14 protein-coding genes are annotated in these 12513 nt (G+C 37.0%); 12 read left to right on the top strand and 2 right to left on the bottom strand.

Going from position 1 to position 12513, the window contains the following annotated elements:
- Positions 1-54: 54 nt before the first annotated feature.
- The 12 genes from ACUN26_RS18140 to ACUN26_RS18085 all read left to right on the top strand — a co-directional run bounded on the left by ACUN26_RS18140 (position 55) and on the right by ACUN26_RS18085 (position 10607).
- Positions 55-453, top strand: coding sequence for a cytidine deaminase (locus ACUN26_RS18140; RefSeq protein WP_001086291.1), 399 nt, complete (start codon positions 55-57; stop codon positions 451-453).
- Complete coding sequence (gene era / locus ACUN26_RS18135) at positions 446-1351, top strand: GTPase Era (RefSeq protein ID WP_001080234.1); 906 nt, start codon at positions 446-448, stop codon at positions 1349-1351. Before ACUN26_RS18140 ends, era begins: the two co-directional genes overlap by 8 nt.
- 172 nt (positions 1352-1523) lie before the next feature.
- Positions 1524-1667 (top strand): YqzL family protein, encoded by a 144-nt coding sequence (locus tag ACUN26_RS18130; RefSeq protein WP_000883923.1) that lies wholly within the window; start codon positions 1524-1526, stop codon positions 1665-1667.
- 33 nt (positions 1668-1700) lie between these two features.
- Positions 1701-2447: a DNA repair protein RecO gene (gene recO / locus ACUN26_RS18125; RefSeq protein WP_000487005.1), complete on the top strand. Its 747-nt coding sequence runs from the start codon at positions 1701-1703 to the stop codon at positions 2445-2447.
- 107 nt (positions 2448-2554) lie between these two features.
- Positions 2555-3187, top strand: a complete 633-nt coding sequence (locus tag ACUN26_RS18120; RefSeq protein ID WP_000583755.1) for a helix-turn-helix transcriptional regulator — start codon at positions 2555-2557, stop codon at positions 3185-3187.
- Between the two features lie 29 nt (positions 3188-3216).
- The gene (locus ACUN26_RS18115; RefSeq protein WP_000368950.1) at positions 3217-4029 is read left to right on the top strand and encodes a pyruvate, water dikinase regulatory protein; all 813 of its coding nucleotides are present in this window, start codon (positions 3217-3219) and stop codon (positions 4027-4029) included.
- Between the two features lie 368 nt (positions 4030-4397).
- Positions 4398-4637, top strand: coding sequence for a DUF188 domain-containing protein (locus ACUN26_RS18110; RefSeq protein WP_002039621.1), 240 nt, complete (start codon positions 4398-4400; stop codon positions 4635-4637).
- A gap of 253 nt (positions 4638-4890) precedes the next feature.
- Positions 4891-6687: a DNA primase gene (gene dnaG, locus ACUN26_RS18105; protein ID WP_000528230.1), complete on the top strand. Its 1797-nt coding sequence runs from the start codon at positions 4891-4893 to the stop codon at positions 6685-6687.
- 59 nt (positions 6688-6746) lie between these two features.
- Positions 6747-7874: an RNA polymerase sigma factor RpoD gene (gene rpoD, locus ACUN26_RS18100; protein WP_000764067.1), complete on the top strand. Its 1128-nt coding sequence runs from the start codon at positions 6747-6749 to the stop codon at positions 7872-7874.
- 385 nt (positions 7875-8259) lie between these two features.
- Positions 8260-8616 carry a cytochrome c550 gene (gene cccA, locus ACUN26_RS18095; RefSeq protein WP_000828151.1) on the top strand — a complete coding sequence of 119 codons (357 nt, stop codon included), beginning with the start codon at positions 8260-8262 and terminating at the stop codon, positions 8614-8616.
- A gap of 165 nt (positions 8617-8781) precedes the next feature.
- Positions 8782-9489, top strand: a complete 708-nt coding sequence (locus ACUN26_RS18090; protein WP_001006556.1) for a tRNA (adenine(22)-N(1))-methyltransferase — start codon at positions 8782-8784, stop codon at positions 9487-9489.
- Positions 9486-10607 carry a Nif3-like dinuclear metal center hexameric protein gene (locus tag ACUN26_RS18085; RefSeq protein WP_000036258.1) on the top strand — a complete coding sequence of 374 codons (1122 nt, stop codon included), beginning with the start codon at positions 9486-9488 and terminating at the stop codon, positions 10605-10607. The genes ACUN26_RS18090 and ACUN26_RS18085 overlap by 4 nt, the downstream gene beginning before the upstream one ends.
- Before the next feature lie 40 nt (positions 10608-10647).
- Here the strand turns inward: ACUN26_RS18085 and ACUN26_RS18080 are convergent, their stop codons facing one another.
- Positions 10648-11598: a 4-hydroxy-3-methylbut-2-enyl diphosphate reductase gene (locus ACUN26_RS18080; protein ID WP_000706652.1), complete on the bottom strand. Its 951-nt coding sequence runs from the start codon at positions 11596-11598 to the stop codon at positions 10648-10650.
- 89 nt (positions 11599-11687) lie between these two features.
- Positions 11688-12458: a VrrA/YqfQ family protein gene (gene vrrA / locus ACUN26_RS18075; protein ID WP_000484188.1), complete on the bottom strand. Its 771-nt coding sequence runs from the start codon at positions 12456-12458 to the stop codon at positions 11688-11690.
- Between the last annotated feature and the right edge of the window lie 55 nt (positions 12459-12513).

Genomic DNA, 12513 nt, shown 5'->3' with positions numbered 1-12513 from the left:
CCTTTAGTGAGAGAGTGTATCTATTCACAGCTGTGAACAGGAAGGATGCGGGATATGAATAGTAAACAATTAATTCAAGAAGCAATCGAAGCGCGTAAACAAGCGTACGTACCATATTCAAAATTTCAAGTAGGTGCAGCATTATTAACGCACGATGGAAAAGTATATCGTGGCTGTAATGTTGAGAATGCATCATATGGCTTATGCAACTGTGCAGAAAGAACTGCTTTATTTAAGGCAGTTTCTGAAGGGGATAAAGAGTTTGTAGCTATTGCGGTTGTAGCAGATACAAAACGCCCAGTACCTCCTTGTGGAGCATGTCGACAAGTTATGGTAGAATTATGTAAACAGGATACGAAAGTATACCTATCAAATTTACATGGTGACGTTCAAGAGACGACAGTCGGAGAATTGTTACCAGGAGCATTTTTAGCGGAGGATTTACATGAATAGAAAAGGTTATAAATCAGGTTTTGTCTCTATTATTGGCAGACCGAATGTTGGGAAATCTACATTTTTAAATCGTATTATCGGCCAAAAAATTGCCATTATGAGTGACAAGCCACAAACGACTCGTAATAAAATTCAAGGCGTATATACAGAAAATGATTCACAAGTAATTTTCATTGATACACCAGGAATACATAAACCGAAACATAAACTAGGTGACTTCATGGTGAAGATGGCTCAAACGACATTGAAAGAAGTTGATATTGTGCTGTTTATGGTCAATGCAACTGAAGGATTTGGTCGTGGTGAGGAATTCATTATTGAGAAATTACAAGAAACGAAACAACCGGTATTTTTGGTAATTAATAAAATTGACCAAGTTCATCCAGAGCAATTATTAGAGTTAATTGATCAATATCGTAAACTACATGAGTTTGCAGAAATTGTACCAATTTCTGCATTAGACGGTAATAATGTAGAAGCGTTAATTGGAGCAATTAAAAAATATTTACCAGAAGGACCGCAATACTACCCAGATAATCAAGTAACGGATCATCCGGAGCGATTTATTATTGCAGAGCTTATTCGTGAAAAAGTACTACATTTAACACGTGAAGAAGTGCCACATTCTGTAGCGGTTGTTATTGATGCAATTCAGAAGCGTGAGGGCGGTGCAGTTTATATAAATGCAACGATTGTTGTTGAACGTGCGTCACAAAAAGGAATTATTATTGGGAAACAAGGGAAGATGTTAAAAGAAGTCGGGAAACGAGCTCGTTTTGATATTGAAGCACTTCTTGGTTCTAAAGTATTTTTAGAGGTATGGGTAAAAGTACAAAAAGATTGGCGCAATAAGATGTCTCAGCTTCGTGATCTTGGTTTCCGCGAAGACGAGTACTAAAATAAAGTAAGGCTGTAATCAGTGGATGTTTGCTCATCCGCTGATTATTGGTTTTTGTAAACTTTAATAAATTAGGAAAAATTTTTCTCACATGAAAATGGACAAAATGGGTCAATTTAATAACAAAGGAAATTGGTTTATAGGCTACGCTTATTGAGAAAGGTGGATTCTTATGCTAGATTTTACCTGGAAGTTTTTCTCCAAAACAGGAAGCATTGAAACGTATTTGCTTTTAAAAGAGATGGAAAAAGACGTAAACGATGAGATGGATCAACATGATGAGGAGCTAGCGCATCTAGACTCTCCAATTTCTTGACCCGTTTTGTTCAAACCTTGGATGGTGACGAACATGTTTCAAAAAGTTGAGGGCATCGTTATCCGTACGACAGATTACGGAGAAACGAATAAGATTGTTACAATATTCTCAAGAGAATTCGGTAAGATAAGTGCAATGGCAAGAGGAGCGAAAAAACCGAAAAGTCGGTTAGCATCTGTTTCGCAACTTATGACACATGGGCATTTTCTTATTCAAGTGGGATCTGGGCTTGGAACTTTGCAACAAGGCGAGATTATTTCAACTATGAAAGAAATTCGCGAGGATATATTTTTAACTGCTTATGCATCATTTGTTGTTGAGTTAACTGATAAAGCAACAGAAGATAAAAAACATAATCCGTACTTATTTGAAATGTTATATCAAACGTTGCATTATATGTGTGAGGGTGTTGATCCAGAAGTATTATCATTAATTTATCAAACGAAAATGCTTCCGGTATTAGGGATGCGCCCGTATTTTGATACATGTGCGATTTGTCATCAAGAAACAGATTTTGTCGCCTTCTCTGTCAGGGAAGGCGGTTTTCTGTGCTCACGTCATGCGGAGCAAGATCCGTATCGTATACCGGTGGGAGAAGCTGTACATAAATTGTTACGTCTTTTCTTCCATTTCGATTTACATAGGCTCGGCAATGTATCAGTGAAGGATAGCACAAAAAAACAAATGCGCTTAGTATTGAATACATATTATGATGAATATTGCGGAATTTATTTGAAATCAAGACGTTTCCTAGAGCAACTTGATAAGTTTCAAATATAATTTGGGGCCGTATACGGTCCTTTTTACATACTTTCTTTTTCGAATAGCATATTTAGTATATAATATTTAAGAGATAGTATAACTTTTTTCGTTGTGCATTAAAGGTGGTGATTATCATAGAGCTGAATAAACGGCAAGAACATATCATTCAGATTGTAAAAGATCACGGTCCTATTACAGGGGAGTCAATTGCTGCGCAATTGGGTTTAACACGTGCAACGCTAAGACCAGACTTAGCAATTTTAACGATGGCTGGTTATTTAGAAGCGCGTCCACGCGTAGGTTATTTTTATACGGGGAAAACTGGGGGGCAGCTATTATCTGAAGCTGTTAAGAAAATTAAAGTGCAAGATTATCAATCTAGACCGGCTGTAATTGATAAAAATGTATCAGTATACGATGCAATTTGTACGATGTTTTTAGAGGATGTTGGTACATTGTTTGTTGTAGATCAATCTACACTATTAGTTGGTGTTGTGTCTCGAAAAGATCTATTAAGAGCTAGCTTAGGGAAGCAGGATTTAACCTCTCTTCCGGTTAATATTATCATGACAAGGATGCCAAACATTGCCATGTGTCGTAGAGAAGATTCTTTATATGATATTGCGATGGAATTAATAGAAAGACAGATTGATGCGATGCCGGTTGTGAAAGATACGAAGCAAGGTTTAGAAGTAATTGGACGAATTACAAAAACAAATATTACACGTGCGTTTGTAAACCTAGTAAATAACGAATAAGTGTAATTTGTTTAAAGTGAGGTAATGTAATGGATAATAAAATCGTATATGTCGTATCTGACTCTGTAGGAGAAACGGCTGATTTAGTTGTTCGAGCAGCAATGGGGCAATTCCCATTTGCTCCTGATATTAGACGTGTACCGTATGTAGAAGATACAGGGACATTAAAAGAAGTGATTTCGATTGCTAAGAGTAATCAAGCGCTTATTTGTTTTACGTTAGTAAAGCCGGAAATGCGCCAGTATTTAGTGAAAGAGGCTGCAAAAGAAGGGGTAGAGGCATACGATATTATCGGACCTCTTATCGATCAAATTGAAGAAATTACAGGGCAAGTGCCGAGATATGAGCCGGGTGTTGTTCGTAGATTAGATGAAGAGTACTTTAAAAAGATTGAAGCAATTGAGTTTGCTGTAAAGTACGATGATGGTAGAGATGCACGAGGTATTTTAAAAGCGGATATCGTGTTAATTGGAATTTCACGTACATCAAAAACACCACTTTCTCAATACTTAGCTCATAACAAACGGTTGAAAGTTGCCAATGTGCCGCTTGTACCAGAAGTGGATCCACCTGAGGAATTATATCAAGTGGCAAAAGAGAAATGTTTCGGTTTGAAAATTACACCGGATAAGTTAAATCATATTCGAAAAGAACGATTAAAATCACTTGGATTAAGTGACGGCGCAACATATGCCAATATTAATCGTATTCAAGAAGAGATTGATCACTTTGAAGCAGTAATTAGTAAAATAAATTGTCAAGTAATTGATGTATCGAATAAAGCGATTGAAGAAACAGCAAATATTATTGTGAATGCAGTGCAAAACCAAAAAATGTTTTAGCACATTTACCGAAGGTGAATGTGCTTTTTTCGCTCATATGAAATACGATACTTGTTGGATTAGTAATAGATTATAGCGGAGTGGTTATACTTATATTCTTCTGTTTTTTTATTATGTGAAAAGCATGGTTTAGTTATCCTAAAGTAGAAGATGAAAAAATAAAGGGATATGTAGCGTAGTTGAAGAAAATATATTATAATAAAAAATTGTGATAAAAACCTATATTTTACGTTTAGACTTTAATTTTTCAGAATAAACTAGGGATAGGATTTACAAAAAAGACATGTAATTACATTAAATCGACAAAATCTATACAAGAAAACGCACATTATGGAAGGATTCACAGAAGGGATGTAGAATACAGAAATATGCAAAACATCAATAACGTATTAGTTGATGCAGATGCATATCCCGTGAAGGATGAGATTGTGCAAGTTGGAACTGAATTTCATGTCGAAATTGTGTTTGTCGCATCGTATACTCATCGTTCAAGAAAACAGCAAGGCAATTGGATTTATGTAGATTCTGGACAAGATGAAGTTGATTTATATCTATCAACTTGCAAAGGTAACAGATCTCATGATCATACAGTATATGAGGCTTGCTAGTCTTCTTGTAAAAAAGGTGTATATGTATTGTCTTCAAGAGGTGCATTTGTAATAGATGAGCATATGAATACAATTTTATATAGTAGTATGTATCTGCGAAGTTACGCAGACAAAGGGCCTATATAAGAGGTCCGAAGTCGTTTACACAATGTGATCGACAATACTTTCTAACAAGTTTAGAAAAAATATTGTCGAATTATAAAGGAATTTTTTAATTTATATCGAATACAAAATACGACACGGAGATGGAGTTATGGGCAACAGAATTCCCGAAGAAGTTGTTGAACAGATTCGGACGTCATCCGATATTGTAGAAGTGATTGGTGAATACGTTCAACTTAGAAAGCAGGGACGTAACTATTTCGGCCTTTGTCCATTTCATGGTGAGAATTCTCCTTCATTCTCTGTTTCATCTGATAAGCAAATTTTTCATTGCTTCGGATGTGGAGAAGGTGGAAATGTATTTTCCTTTCTAATGAAAATGGAAGGACTTGCTTTTACCGAGGCTGTTCAAAAGTTAGGTGAAAGAAATGGAATTGCGGTTGCAGAGTATACATCAGGGCAAGTACAACAAGAAGACATATCTGATGACACTGTCATCATGCAACAGGCTCACGAACTTTTGAAAAAGTATTATCATCATTTATTAGTAAATACAGAAGAGGGAAATGAAGCACTTTCATATTTATTAAACCGTGGTATTACGAAAGAGATGATTGAGAAGTTTGAAATTGGTTATGCATCACTTGCTTGGGATGCTGCAACGAAAATTTTACAAAAAAGAGGTTTATCGCTGTCTAGTATGGAACAAGCCGGTCTTCTAATAAGAAGTGAGAAGGATGGTAGTCATTATGATCGCTTCCGTGGAAGAGTTATGTTTCCAATCCATACGTTACAAGGTAAGGTGATAGCGTTTAGTGGAAGGGCTTTAGGAGATGACACTCCGAAATATTTAAATAGCCCTGAAACACCGATTTTTCACAAAAGTAAATTGTTGTATAACTTCCACCAAGCAAGGCCGTTTATTAGAAAGCGTGGGCAAGTAGTCCTTTTTGAAGGGTATGCCGATGTACTAGCTGCGGTAAAGAGTGGTGTGGAAGAAGCTGTTGCGACAATGGGAACAGCTTTAACTGAAGAACAAGCAAAACTTCTGCGACGTAACGTTGAAACTGTTGTTCTTTGCTATGATGGTGATAAAGCAGGACGAGAAGCGACGATGAAAGCAGGGCAATTACTGTTAAAAGTTGGTTGCCAAGTGAAAGTCACATCCTTGCCAGATAAGCTTGATCCTGATGAATATGTGCAACAATATGGGACAACCGCTTTTGAAAATCTTGTGAAATCAAGTATAAGTTTTGTTGGTTTTAAAATAAATTATTTGCGTTTAGGGAAAAATTTGCAAGATGAGTCTGGCAAAGAAGAATATGTGAAAAGTGTTTTAAAAGAGTTGTCGTTGTTACAAGACGCGATGCAGGCAGAATCATATTTGAAGTCGTTATCGCAAGAGTTTTCTTATTCAATGGAAACACTTTTGAATCAATTGCACCAATATCGCAAAGAACAAAAGGTACAGCAAAAACAAATAAAGCAGGTTTCTAAGCCGTCTCAAGTTGTTCAAACAAAACCGAAGTTAACAGGTTTTGAAAGGGCAGAAAGAGAAATTATTTATCATATGTTGCAAAGTGCAGAAGTAGCCGTTCGCATGGAATCCCATATAGAAGATTTTCATACAGAAGAACATAAAGGGATTTTATATGAACTATACGCATATTATGAAAAGGGAAATGAACCTTCAGTCGGAACATTTTTAAGTTGGCTCTCTGATGAAAAGTTGAAAAACATTATCACTGATATTTCGACGGATGAATTTATTAATCCAGAATACACAGAAGAAGTGTTACAAGGCCATTTAGAGACGCTTAGACGTCATAAGGAAAAACTTGTAAAGATGGAAATCATCTTTAAAGTAAAACAGATGGAAAAAACAGATCCTGTAGAGGCTGCTAAATATTATGTAGCATATTTACAAAATCAAAAAGCGAGAAAATAGCTTTTTTGGTAAAGATTTAGTATAATGAATGTTTGTATCTCGCGTAAGGAGGGGAACAGATGGCTGACAAACCAGCTCGTTCTAAACAAATTGAAACTGAAATGACCCTTGAGCAAGTGAAAGAACAACTCACTGAGGTCGGAAAAAAACGTGGCGTTCTTACATATGAAGAGATCGCAGAACGCATGAATGGATTTGAAATTGAATCCGATCAAATGGATGAATACTATGAATATTTAGGTGAACAAGGGATTGACTTAGTTGGCGATAACGACAACGAAGAAGGTCCTAATAATCGCCAAATTACAAAAACGGAAGAAGAATTCGACCTTAATGATTTAAGTGTGCCACCAGGTGTGAAAATCAATGATCCTGTTCGTATGTACTTAAAAGAAATTGGTCGCGTTGACTTACTATCCGCTGAAGAAGAAATTCGACTTGCGACGCGTATTGAAGAAGGCGATGAAGAAGCAAAACGCCGTCTTGCGGAAGCGAACTTACGTCTTGTAGTAAGTATTGCAAAGCGTTACGTGGGCCGTGGTATGCTTTTCTTAGACTTAATCCAAGAAGGAAATATGGGTCTAATTAAAGCGGTTGAAAAGTTCGATTATCGTAAAGGTTTCAAATTTAGTACGTATGCAACTTGGTGGATTCGCCAAGCAATTACACGTGCGATTGCAGACCAAGCGCGAACAATTCGTATTCCAGTTCATATGGTTGAAACGATTAATAAGTTAATTCGTGTACAACGTCAATTGTTACAAGATTTAGGACGCGAACCATCTCCTGAAGAGATTGGTGAAGAAATGGATCTTGCGCCAGAAAAAGTACGCGAAATCTTAAAAATTGCACAGGAGCCAGTTTCTCTTGAAACACCAATTGGTGAAGAAGACGACTCCCATTTAGGTGACTTTATTGAAGACCAAGAAGCAACATCGCCTGCGGACCATGCAGCGTATGAATTGCTAAAAGAACAATTAGAAGATGTGTTAGATACACTAACAGATCGTGAAGAAAATGTTCTACGTCTTCGTTTCGGTTTAGATGATGGACGAACTCGTACGCTTGAAGAAGTTGGGAAAGTATTCGGCGTAACGAGAGAACGTATCCGTCAAATTGAAGCGAAAGCACTTCGCAAATTAAGACATCCAAGTCGTAGTAAGCGTCTTAAGGATTTCTTAGAATAGGCTAACTTTAAGTTTACTTCACTTTTGTGAAGTAAACTTTTTTGTTTTGTTAAATTTTGTTAAAATTTAGCTATCGGCAACGATTACAATTTCTTGTAATTTATTTTACAGAATTGTCTTTTGATTTGCAAATGCTCATTTTTCGATTTTTCGATTAATTTTGTTTATTCTATACAAAAAAATATGTAGAAAAGCGAAAAATATGATGAGAAACGTTAATAATTATCGAAATAATAAGCGATATAACAATAAAAAACAATAAACTGAATTTATGTAATATTTTCAACAAGTGATAGTTTACTCTTTTCGGATAGAGCGTTTTCAAGTACAATGGAAATGACTGAATCATCTAACTATTTAGGGGTATAGAGGGGGGAGAAGAGATATGAAACGTAATCCGCTGATTCCGTTCGCTCTTATTGCAGCATTAGGTATTATCGTTATGTTTGTATTTTCATTTCAGGGGCTAAATAAATCTAAAGAGTTAGCTGATACAAAAAATGGCGGGAAGCCAGCGCAAACAGCATCAAAGCCAGAAGATATTGTGAAGCAAAGCTGTACGAGCTGCCATGGCGATCAGTTACAAGGGGCGGTAGGGCCTAATTTACAAAAAATTGGTGGAAAACTTTCAAAGGATGAAATTAAAGAAATTCTTTCGAAAGGAAAAGGAAATATGCCGCCAAATTTAGTTCCAGCTGATCAAGCGGCTAAAGTAGCTGATTGGCTATCTAAGAAAAAATAAGGTTCCATAAAACAAGCCTTTTGCTTTTGCAAAAGGCTTGTTTTTCTATACTTTCTAAAATACGATGAGTAATAGAGAATGGAATTGTTGTTATGGGCTTGCAACAACTACTATAAATTCATTATCATGGAGACAGACTGACAAGAGAAGGAGTAATGGAAATACATGAATGAAGTAAAGCTTTCAAAACGATTAGAAGAAGTTGTGCGCGAGATTCCAGTAGGATCTACAGTAGCTGATATTGGATCGGATCATGCGTATTTACCGTGTTATACAATTATAAATAATATTGCTACAAAAGCAGTTGCAGGAGAAGTTGTAGATGGGCCGTTTCGTTCTGCGCAAGCAACTGTAGCTGAAAGTGGCTTACAAGATAAAGTGGACGTTCGTAAAGGGAATGGATTAGAAGTAATTACACCAGGGGAAGTAGATGTAATTACAGTTGCTGGTATGGGTGGAGCACTAATTCGTGACATTTTAGAAAGTGGTAAAGAAAAGTTAGAAGGTGTAACACGTTTAATTTTACAGCCGAACATTGCAGCACATCACATACGTGAATGGTTTATTGAAAATGGCTGGGAGCTTATCCGTGAGAAAATCGTAAAAGAAGACGGGAAAATTTACGAAATTTTAGTTGGGGAACGAGGAAATATTGCAGCACCTTACTCGGATAATAAACAAGCTGAATTATTTATGGGTCCATTTTTAATAAAAGAAAAAGGTGAGGCTTTTGTTGAAAAGTGGGAAGGAGAATTGAAAAACTTCCAAAATATCTTAAAACAATTAGAACGTGCAGCAGATTCTGAAGAGACAAAAACGAAACGTGTAGAAGTAGAAGCGAAAATGAAAATGATAGGGGAGATTTTATCATGAGTAAAATTCCAAATGGCCATGAGGTTATTTCTTTATTTGAAAGTATGTACCCGAAGCATTTAGCGATGGAAGGGGATAAGATTGGCCTGCAGATCGGGGCGCTTAATAAACCCGTGCAGCACGTATTGATTGCTTTAGATGTAACGGAGGAGGTTGTAGATGAAGCAATTCAATTAGGAGCGAATGTCATTATTGCGCATCACCCTTTAATTTTTAATCCGTTAAAAGCGATTCATACAGAGAAAGCGTATGGGAAAATTATTGAAAAGTGTATTAAGAATGATATTGCCGTTTATGCCGCTCATACAAATGTAGACGTTGCTAAAGGTGGAGTAAACGATTTACTCGCTGATGCGTTAGGATTACAAAATACAGAAGTATTAGCTCCAACATACGCAGAAGAAATGAAAAAAATTGTTGTGTTTGTGCCAGTAACTCATGCAGAAGAGGTTCGTAAAGCATTAGGAGACGCAGGTGCGGGTCATATCGGCAATTATAGCCACTGTACGTTCAGTAGTGAGGGAGCAGGCGCGTTTGTACCTCAGGAGGGAACAAATCCTTATATCGGGGAAACTGGGCGGTTAGAACGTGTGGAAGAGGTACGTATCGAAACGATAATTCCAGCTTCACTACAAAGAAAAGTTATGAAAGAGATGTTGGCAGCTCATCCATACGAAGAAGTGGCATATGATGTATATCCTCTTGATAATAAAGGTGAAACGTTAGGGCTTGGAAAAATAGGCTATTTACAAGAAGAAATGACACTTGGCCAGTTTGCTGAACATGTGAAACAATCATTAGACGTGAAGGGCGCAAGAGTTGTCGGCAAGTTAGGTGATAAAGTGCGTAAAGTTGCTGTACTTGGTGGGGACGGTAATAAATATATAAACCAAGCGAAATTTAAAGGGGCAGATGTATATGTAACAGGTGACATGTATTATCATGTCGCTCATGATGCGATGATGCTCGGTTTAAATATAGTTGATCCAGGACATAACGTTGAAAAGGTAATGAAGCAAGCTGTGCAAAAGCAACTGCAAGAAAAAGTAGATGCGAAAAAATTCAATGTACAAATTCATGCTTCGCAGTTACATACAGATCCATTCACATTTGTATAAGAATAATAAAAACCGTTGCTCATGTAGGCAACGGTTTTTATTATTGTTCTTTTTTCACTTTTACACGAGGTAAGATTTTTTGAAGTGGTACTTTTCGAATTCTTTCCCACGTAGCCGGATTCATTGGGTCATATTGATCTAAGAAAGCGATAACCTCTTTTGTAATTGGTGTTGGAGTAGAAGCACCTGCTGTAACAGCTACGTTTTCTACACCTTGTAGCCATTCTAATTGAATTTCACTTACATCCGCAACACGGTAAGCTTTCGTACCAGCAATTTCTTGTGATACTTGCGCTAAGCGATTCGAATTGTTACTTTTTGGATCACCAACAACGATTGTTAAATCTGCAACATCCGCTTGTTTAGCTACAGCTTCTTGACGAACTTGAGTTGCTAAACAAATTTCCTTATGGAATTCTGCTGTTGGAAATTTTTTCTGAATGTCCTCCATTAAATGTTGAACATCCCATTGACTCATCGTTGTTTGATTCGTAACTAAAATTTTATCCGTTGGGATTTCTAATGTTTCTAAATCATCCGCTCTTTCGATAAGGTGAACGATATCAGGTGCAATACCAACCGCGCCTTCTGGTTCTGGATGGTTTTTTTTGCCGATATAAATGACATGATATCCTTCAGCTTTTTTTGCTTCAATAAGGTCATGTGTTTTTGTAACATCTGGACAAGTTGCATCGATTGTCGTTAAACCTTTTTCTTTTGCACGTTGTTTAACTTCAGGAGAAACACCGTGAGCAGTAAATATAACAGTACCAGAATCGATTTGATCTAAAATATCTAAGCGACTTGGTCCGTCTAACGTAATGATTCCATCTTCTTCAAAAGCGTCTGTAACATGTTTATTGTGAACAATCATACCTAAAATATAAATAGGTCTCGGTAATGATTTATCTAATGCAGCGTTACGTGCAATTACCATTGCATCGACAACACCGTAGCAATAACCACGAGGGGAAATTTTAACAATTTTCATATGAGTAATCCTCTCCTTCTAAACAAGGGATACTTTTGTGCATAGTCCTTTACATTATAAAGGAGGAGAGGATAGAAAACAAAGGATTGTTACACATATAGTTTGGGTTTTGTTGCTATTTTTTGAACAGGCTCCTCTCGTACTTCTGTTTCTATGGCTGGCTCAATCACTATTTTTTTTCTTTTTCTTTTTTTTTGTGGAGGAGGGGGAGTTGCTACCTCAACCTTTTCTGTTAGATCTTCAGTTTGATCTTCTTCCGTACTTTTTCCAGAGGTGAGGATTTTAACAATGCTTGGTAGGTTACGCATAATGGGACCGTACTGTTCGACGACAGGGCTTACAGATTGAACGACTTGTGATACTTTTTCGATATTGTTTATCATATTAGTTGGATTCGAAATTAAATTCGAAAAAAAACTGCCGATGCCGCTGCTAGATGCTGCTGTAGTGGCTGTACCGCCGCGCGTTTCGTTTGATTCATACATTTGAGGGGGAATCATTTGCTCTGGATACTGCTGCATGTATGGTTGATATTGCTGTGAGTATTGATGCGGGTATTGTTGTTGGTATTGTTGTTGGTATTGTTGTTGGTATTGCTGTTGATATTGCTGTTGCTGTTGATATTGCTGTTGATATTGGGGTGGCTGTTGTTGGTGCATCATTGGCGGCTGTCCTTCTATTTGTCGATAAGGCGGAACCATTTGCATGAAAGGTTCGGTTGGATCGTGTTTTTTAAAGAGTTTAGCAAGGAATCCTTTCTTTTTTTGTGCCATCGGTGGTAGTTGTGGAATGGGGTATGGTGTATAAGGTTGTTGGCCTGGATTCGGATACATTTGCCTTACGGGAGATTTTGGAAACATGTGAGAAATCCTCCTTTCTTCAGTTAGGTATATACACATACAATATGCAATAAGA

It is taken from the genome of Bacillus sp. WC2503 (assembly GCF_052682895.1).
Note: the sequence above shows the minus strand (reverse complement) of the source record. Positions and strands in the feature narration are given on the sequence as shown.

Excerpts from the sequence above, each read along its gene's own strand:
- ACUN26_RS18140 (WP_001086291.1), top strand. The coding sequence starts at position 55 with ATGAATAGTAAACAATTAATTCAAGAAGCAATCGAAGCGCGTAAACAA.
- era (WP_001080234.1), top strand. The coding sequence starts at position 446 with ATGAATAGAAAAGGTTATAAATCAGGTTTTGTCTCTATTATTGGCAGA.
- ACUN26_RS18130 (WP_000883923.1), top strand. The coding sequence starts at position 1,524 with ATGCTAGATTTTACCTGGAAGTTTTTCTCCAAAACAGGAAGCATTGAA.
- recO (WP_000487005.1), top strand. The coding sequence starts at position 1,701 with ATGTTTCAAAAAGTTGAGGGCATCGTTATCCGTACGACAGATTACGGA.
- ACUN26_RS18115 (WP_000368950.1), top strand. The coding sequence starts at position 3,217 with ATGGATAATAAAATCGTATATGTCGTATCTGACTCTGTAGGAGAAACG.
- ACUN26_RS18110 (WP_002039621.1), top strand. The coding sequence starts at position 4,398 with ATGCAAAACATCAATAACGTATTAGTTGATGCAGATGCATATCCCGTG.
- dnaG (WP_000528230.1), top strand. The coding sequence starts at position 4,891 with ATGGGCAACAGAATTCCCGAAGAAGTTGTTGAACAGATTCGGACGTCA.
- rpoD (WP_000764067.1), top strand. The coding sequence starts at position 6,747 with ATGGCTGACAAACCAGCTCGTTCTAAACAAATTGAAACTGAAATGACC.
- cccA (WP_000828151.1), top strand. The coding sequence starts at position 8,260 with ATGAAACGTAATCCGCTGATTCCGTTCGCTCTTATTGCAGCATTAGGT.
- ACUN26_RS18090 (WP_001006556.1), top strand. The coding sequence starts at position 8,782 with ATGAATGAAGTAAAGCTTTCAAAACGATTAGAAGAAGTTGTGCGCGAG.
- ACUN26_RS18085 (WP_000036258.1), top strand. The coding sequence starts at position 9,486 with ATGAGTAAAATTCCAAATGGCCATGAGGTTATTTCTTTATTTGAAAGT.
- ACUN26_RS18080 (WP_000706652.1), bottom strand. The coding sequence starts at position 11,598 with ATGAAAATTGTTAAAATTTCCCCTCGTGGTTATTGCTACGGTGTTGTC.
- vrrA (WP_000484188.1), bottom strand. The coding sequence starts at position 12,458 with ATGTTTCCAAAATCTCCCGTAAGGCAAATGTATCCGAATCCAGGCCAA.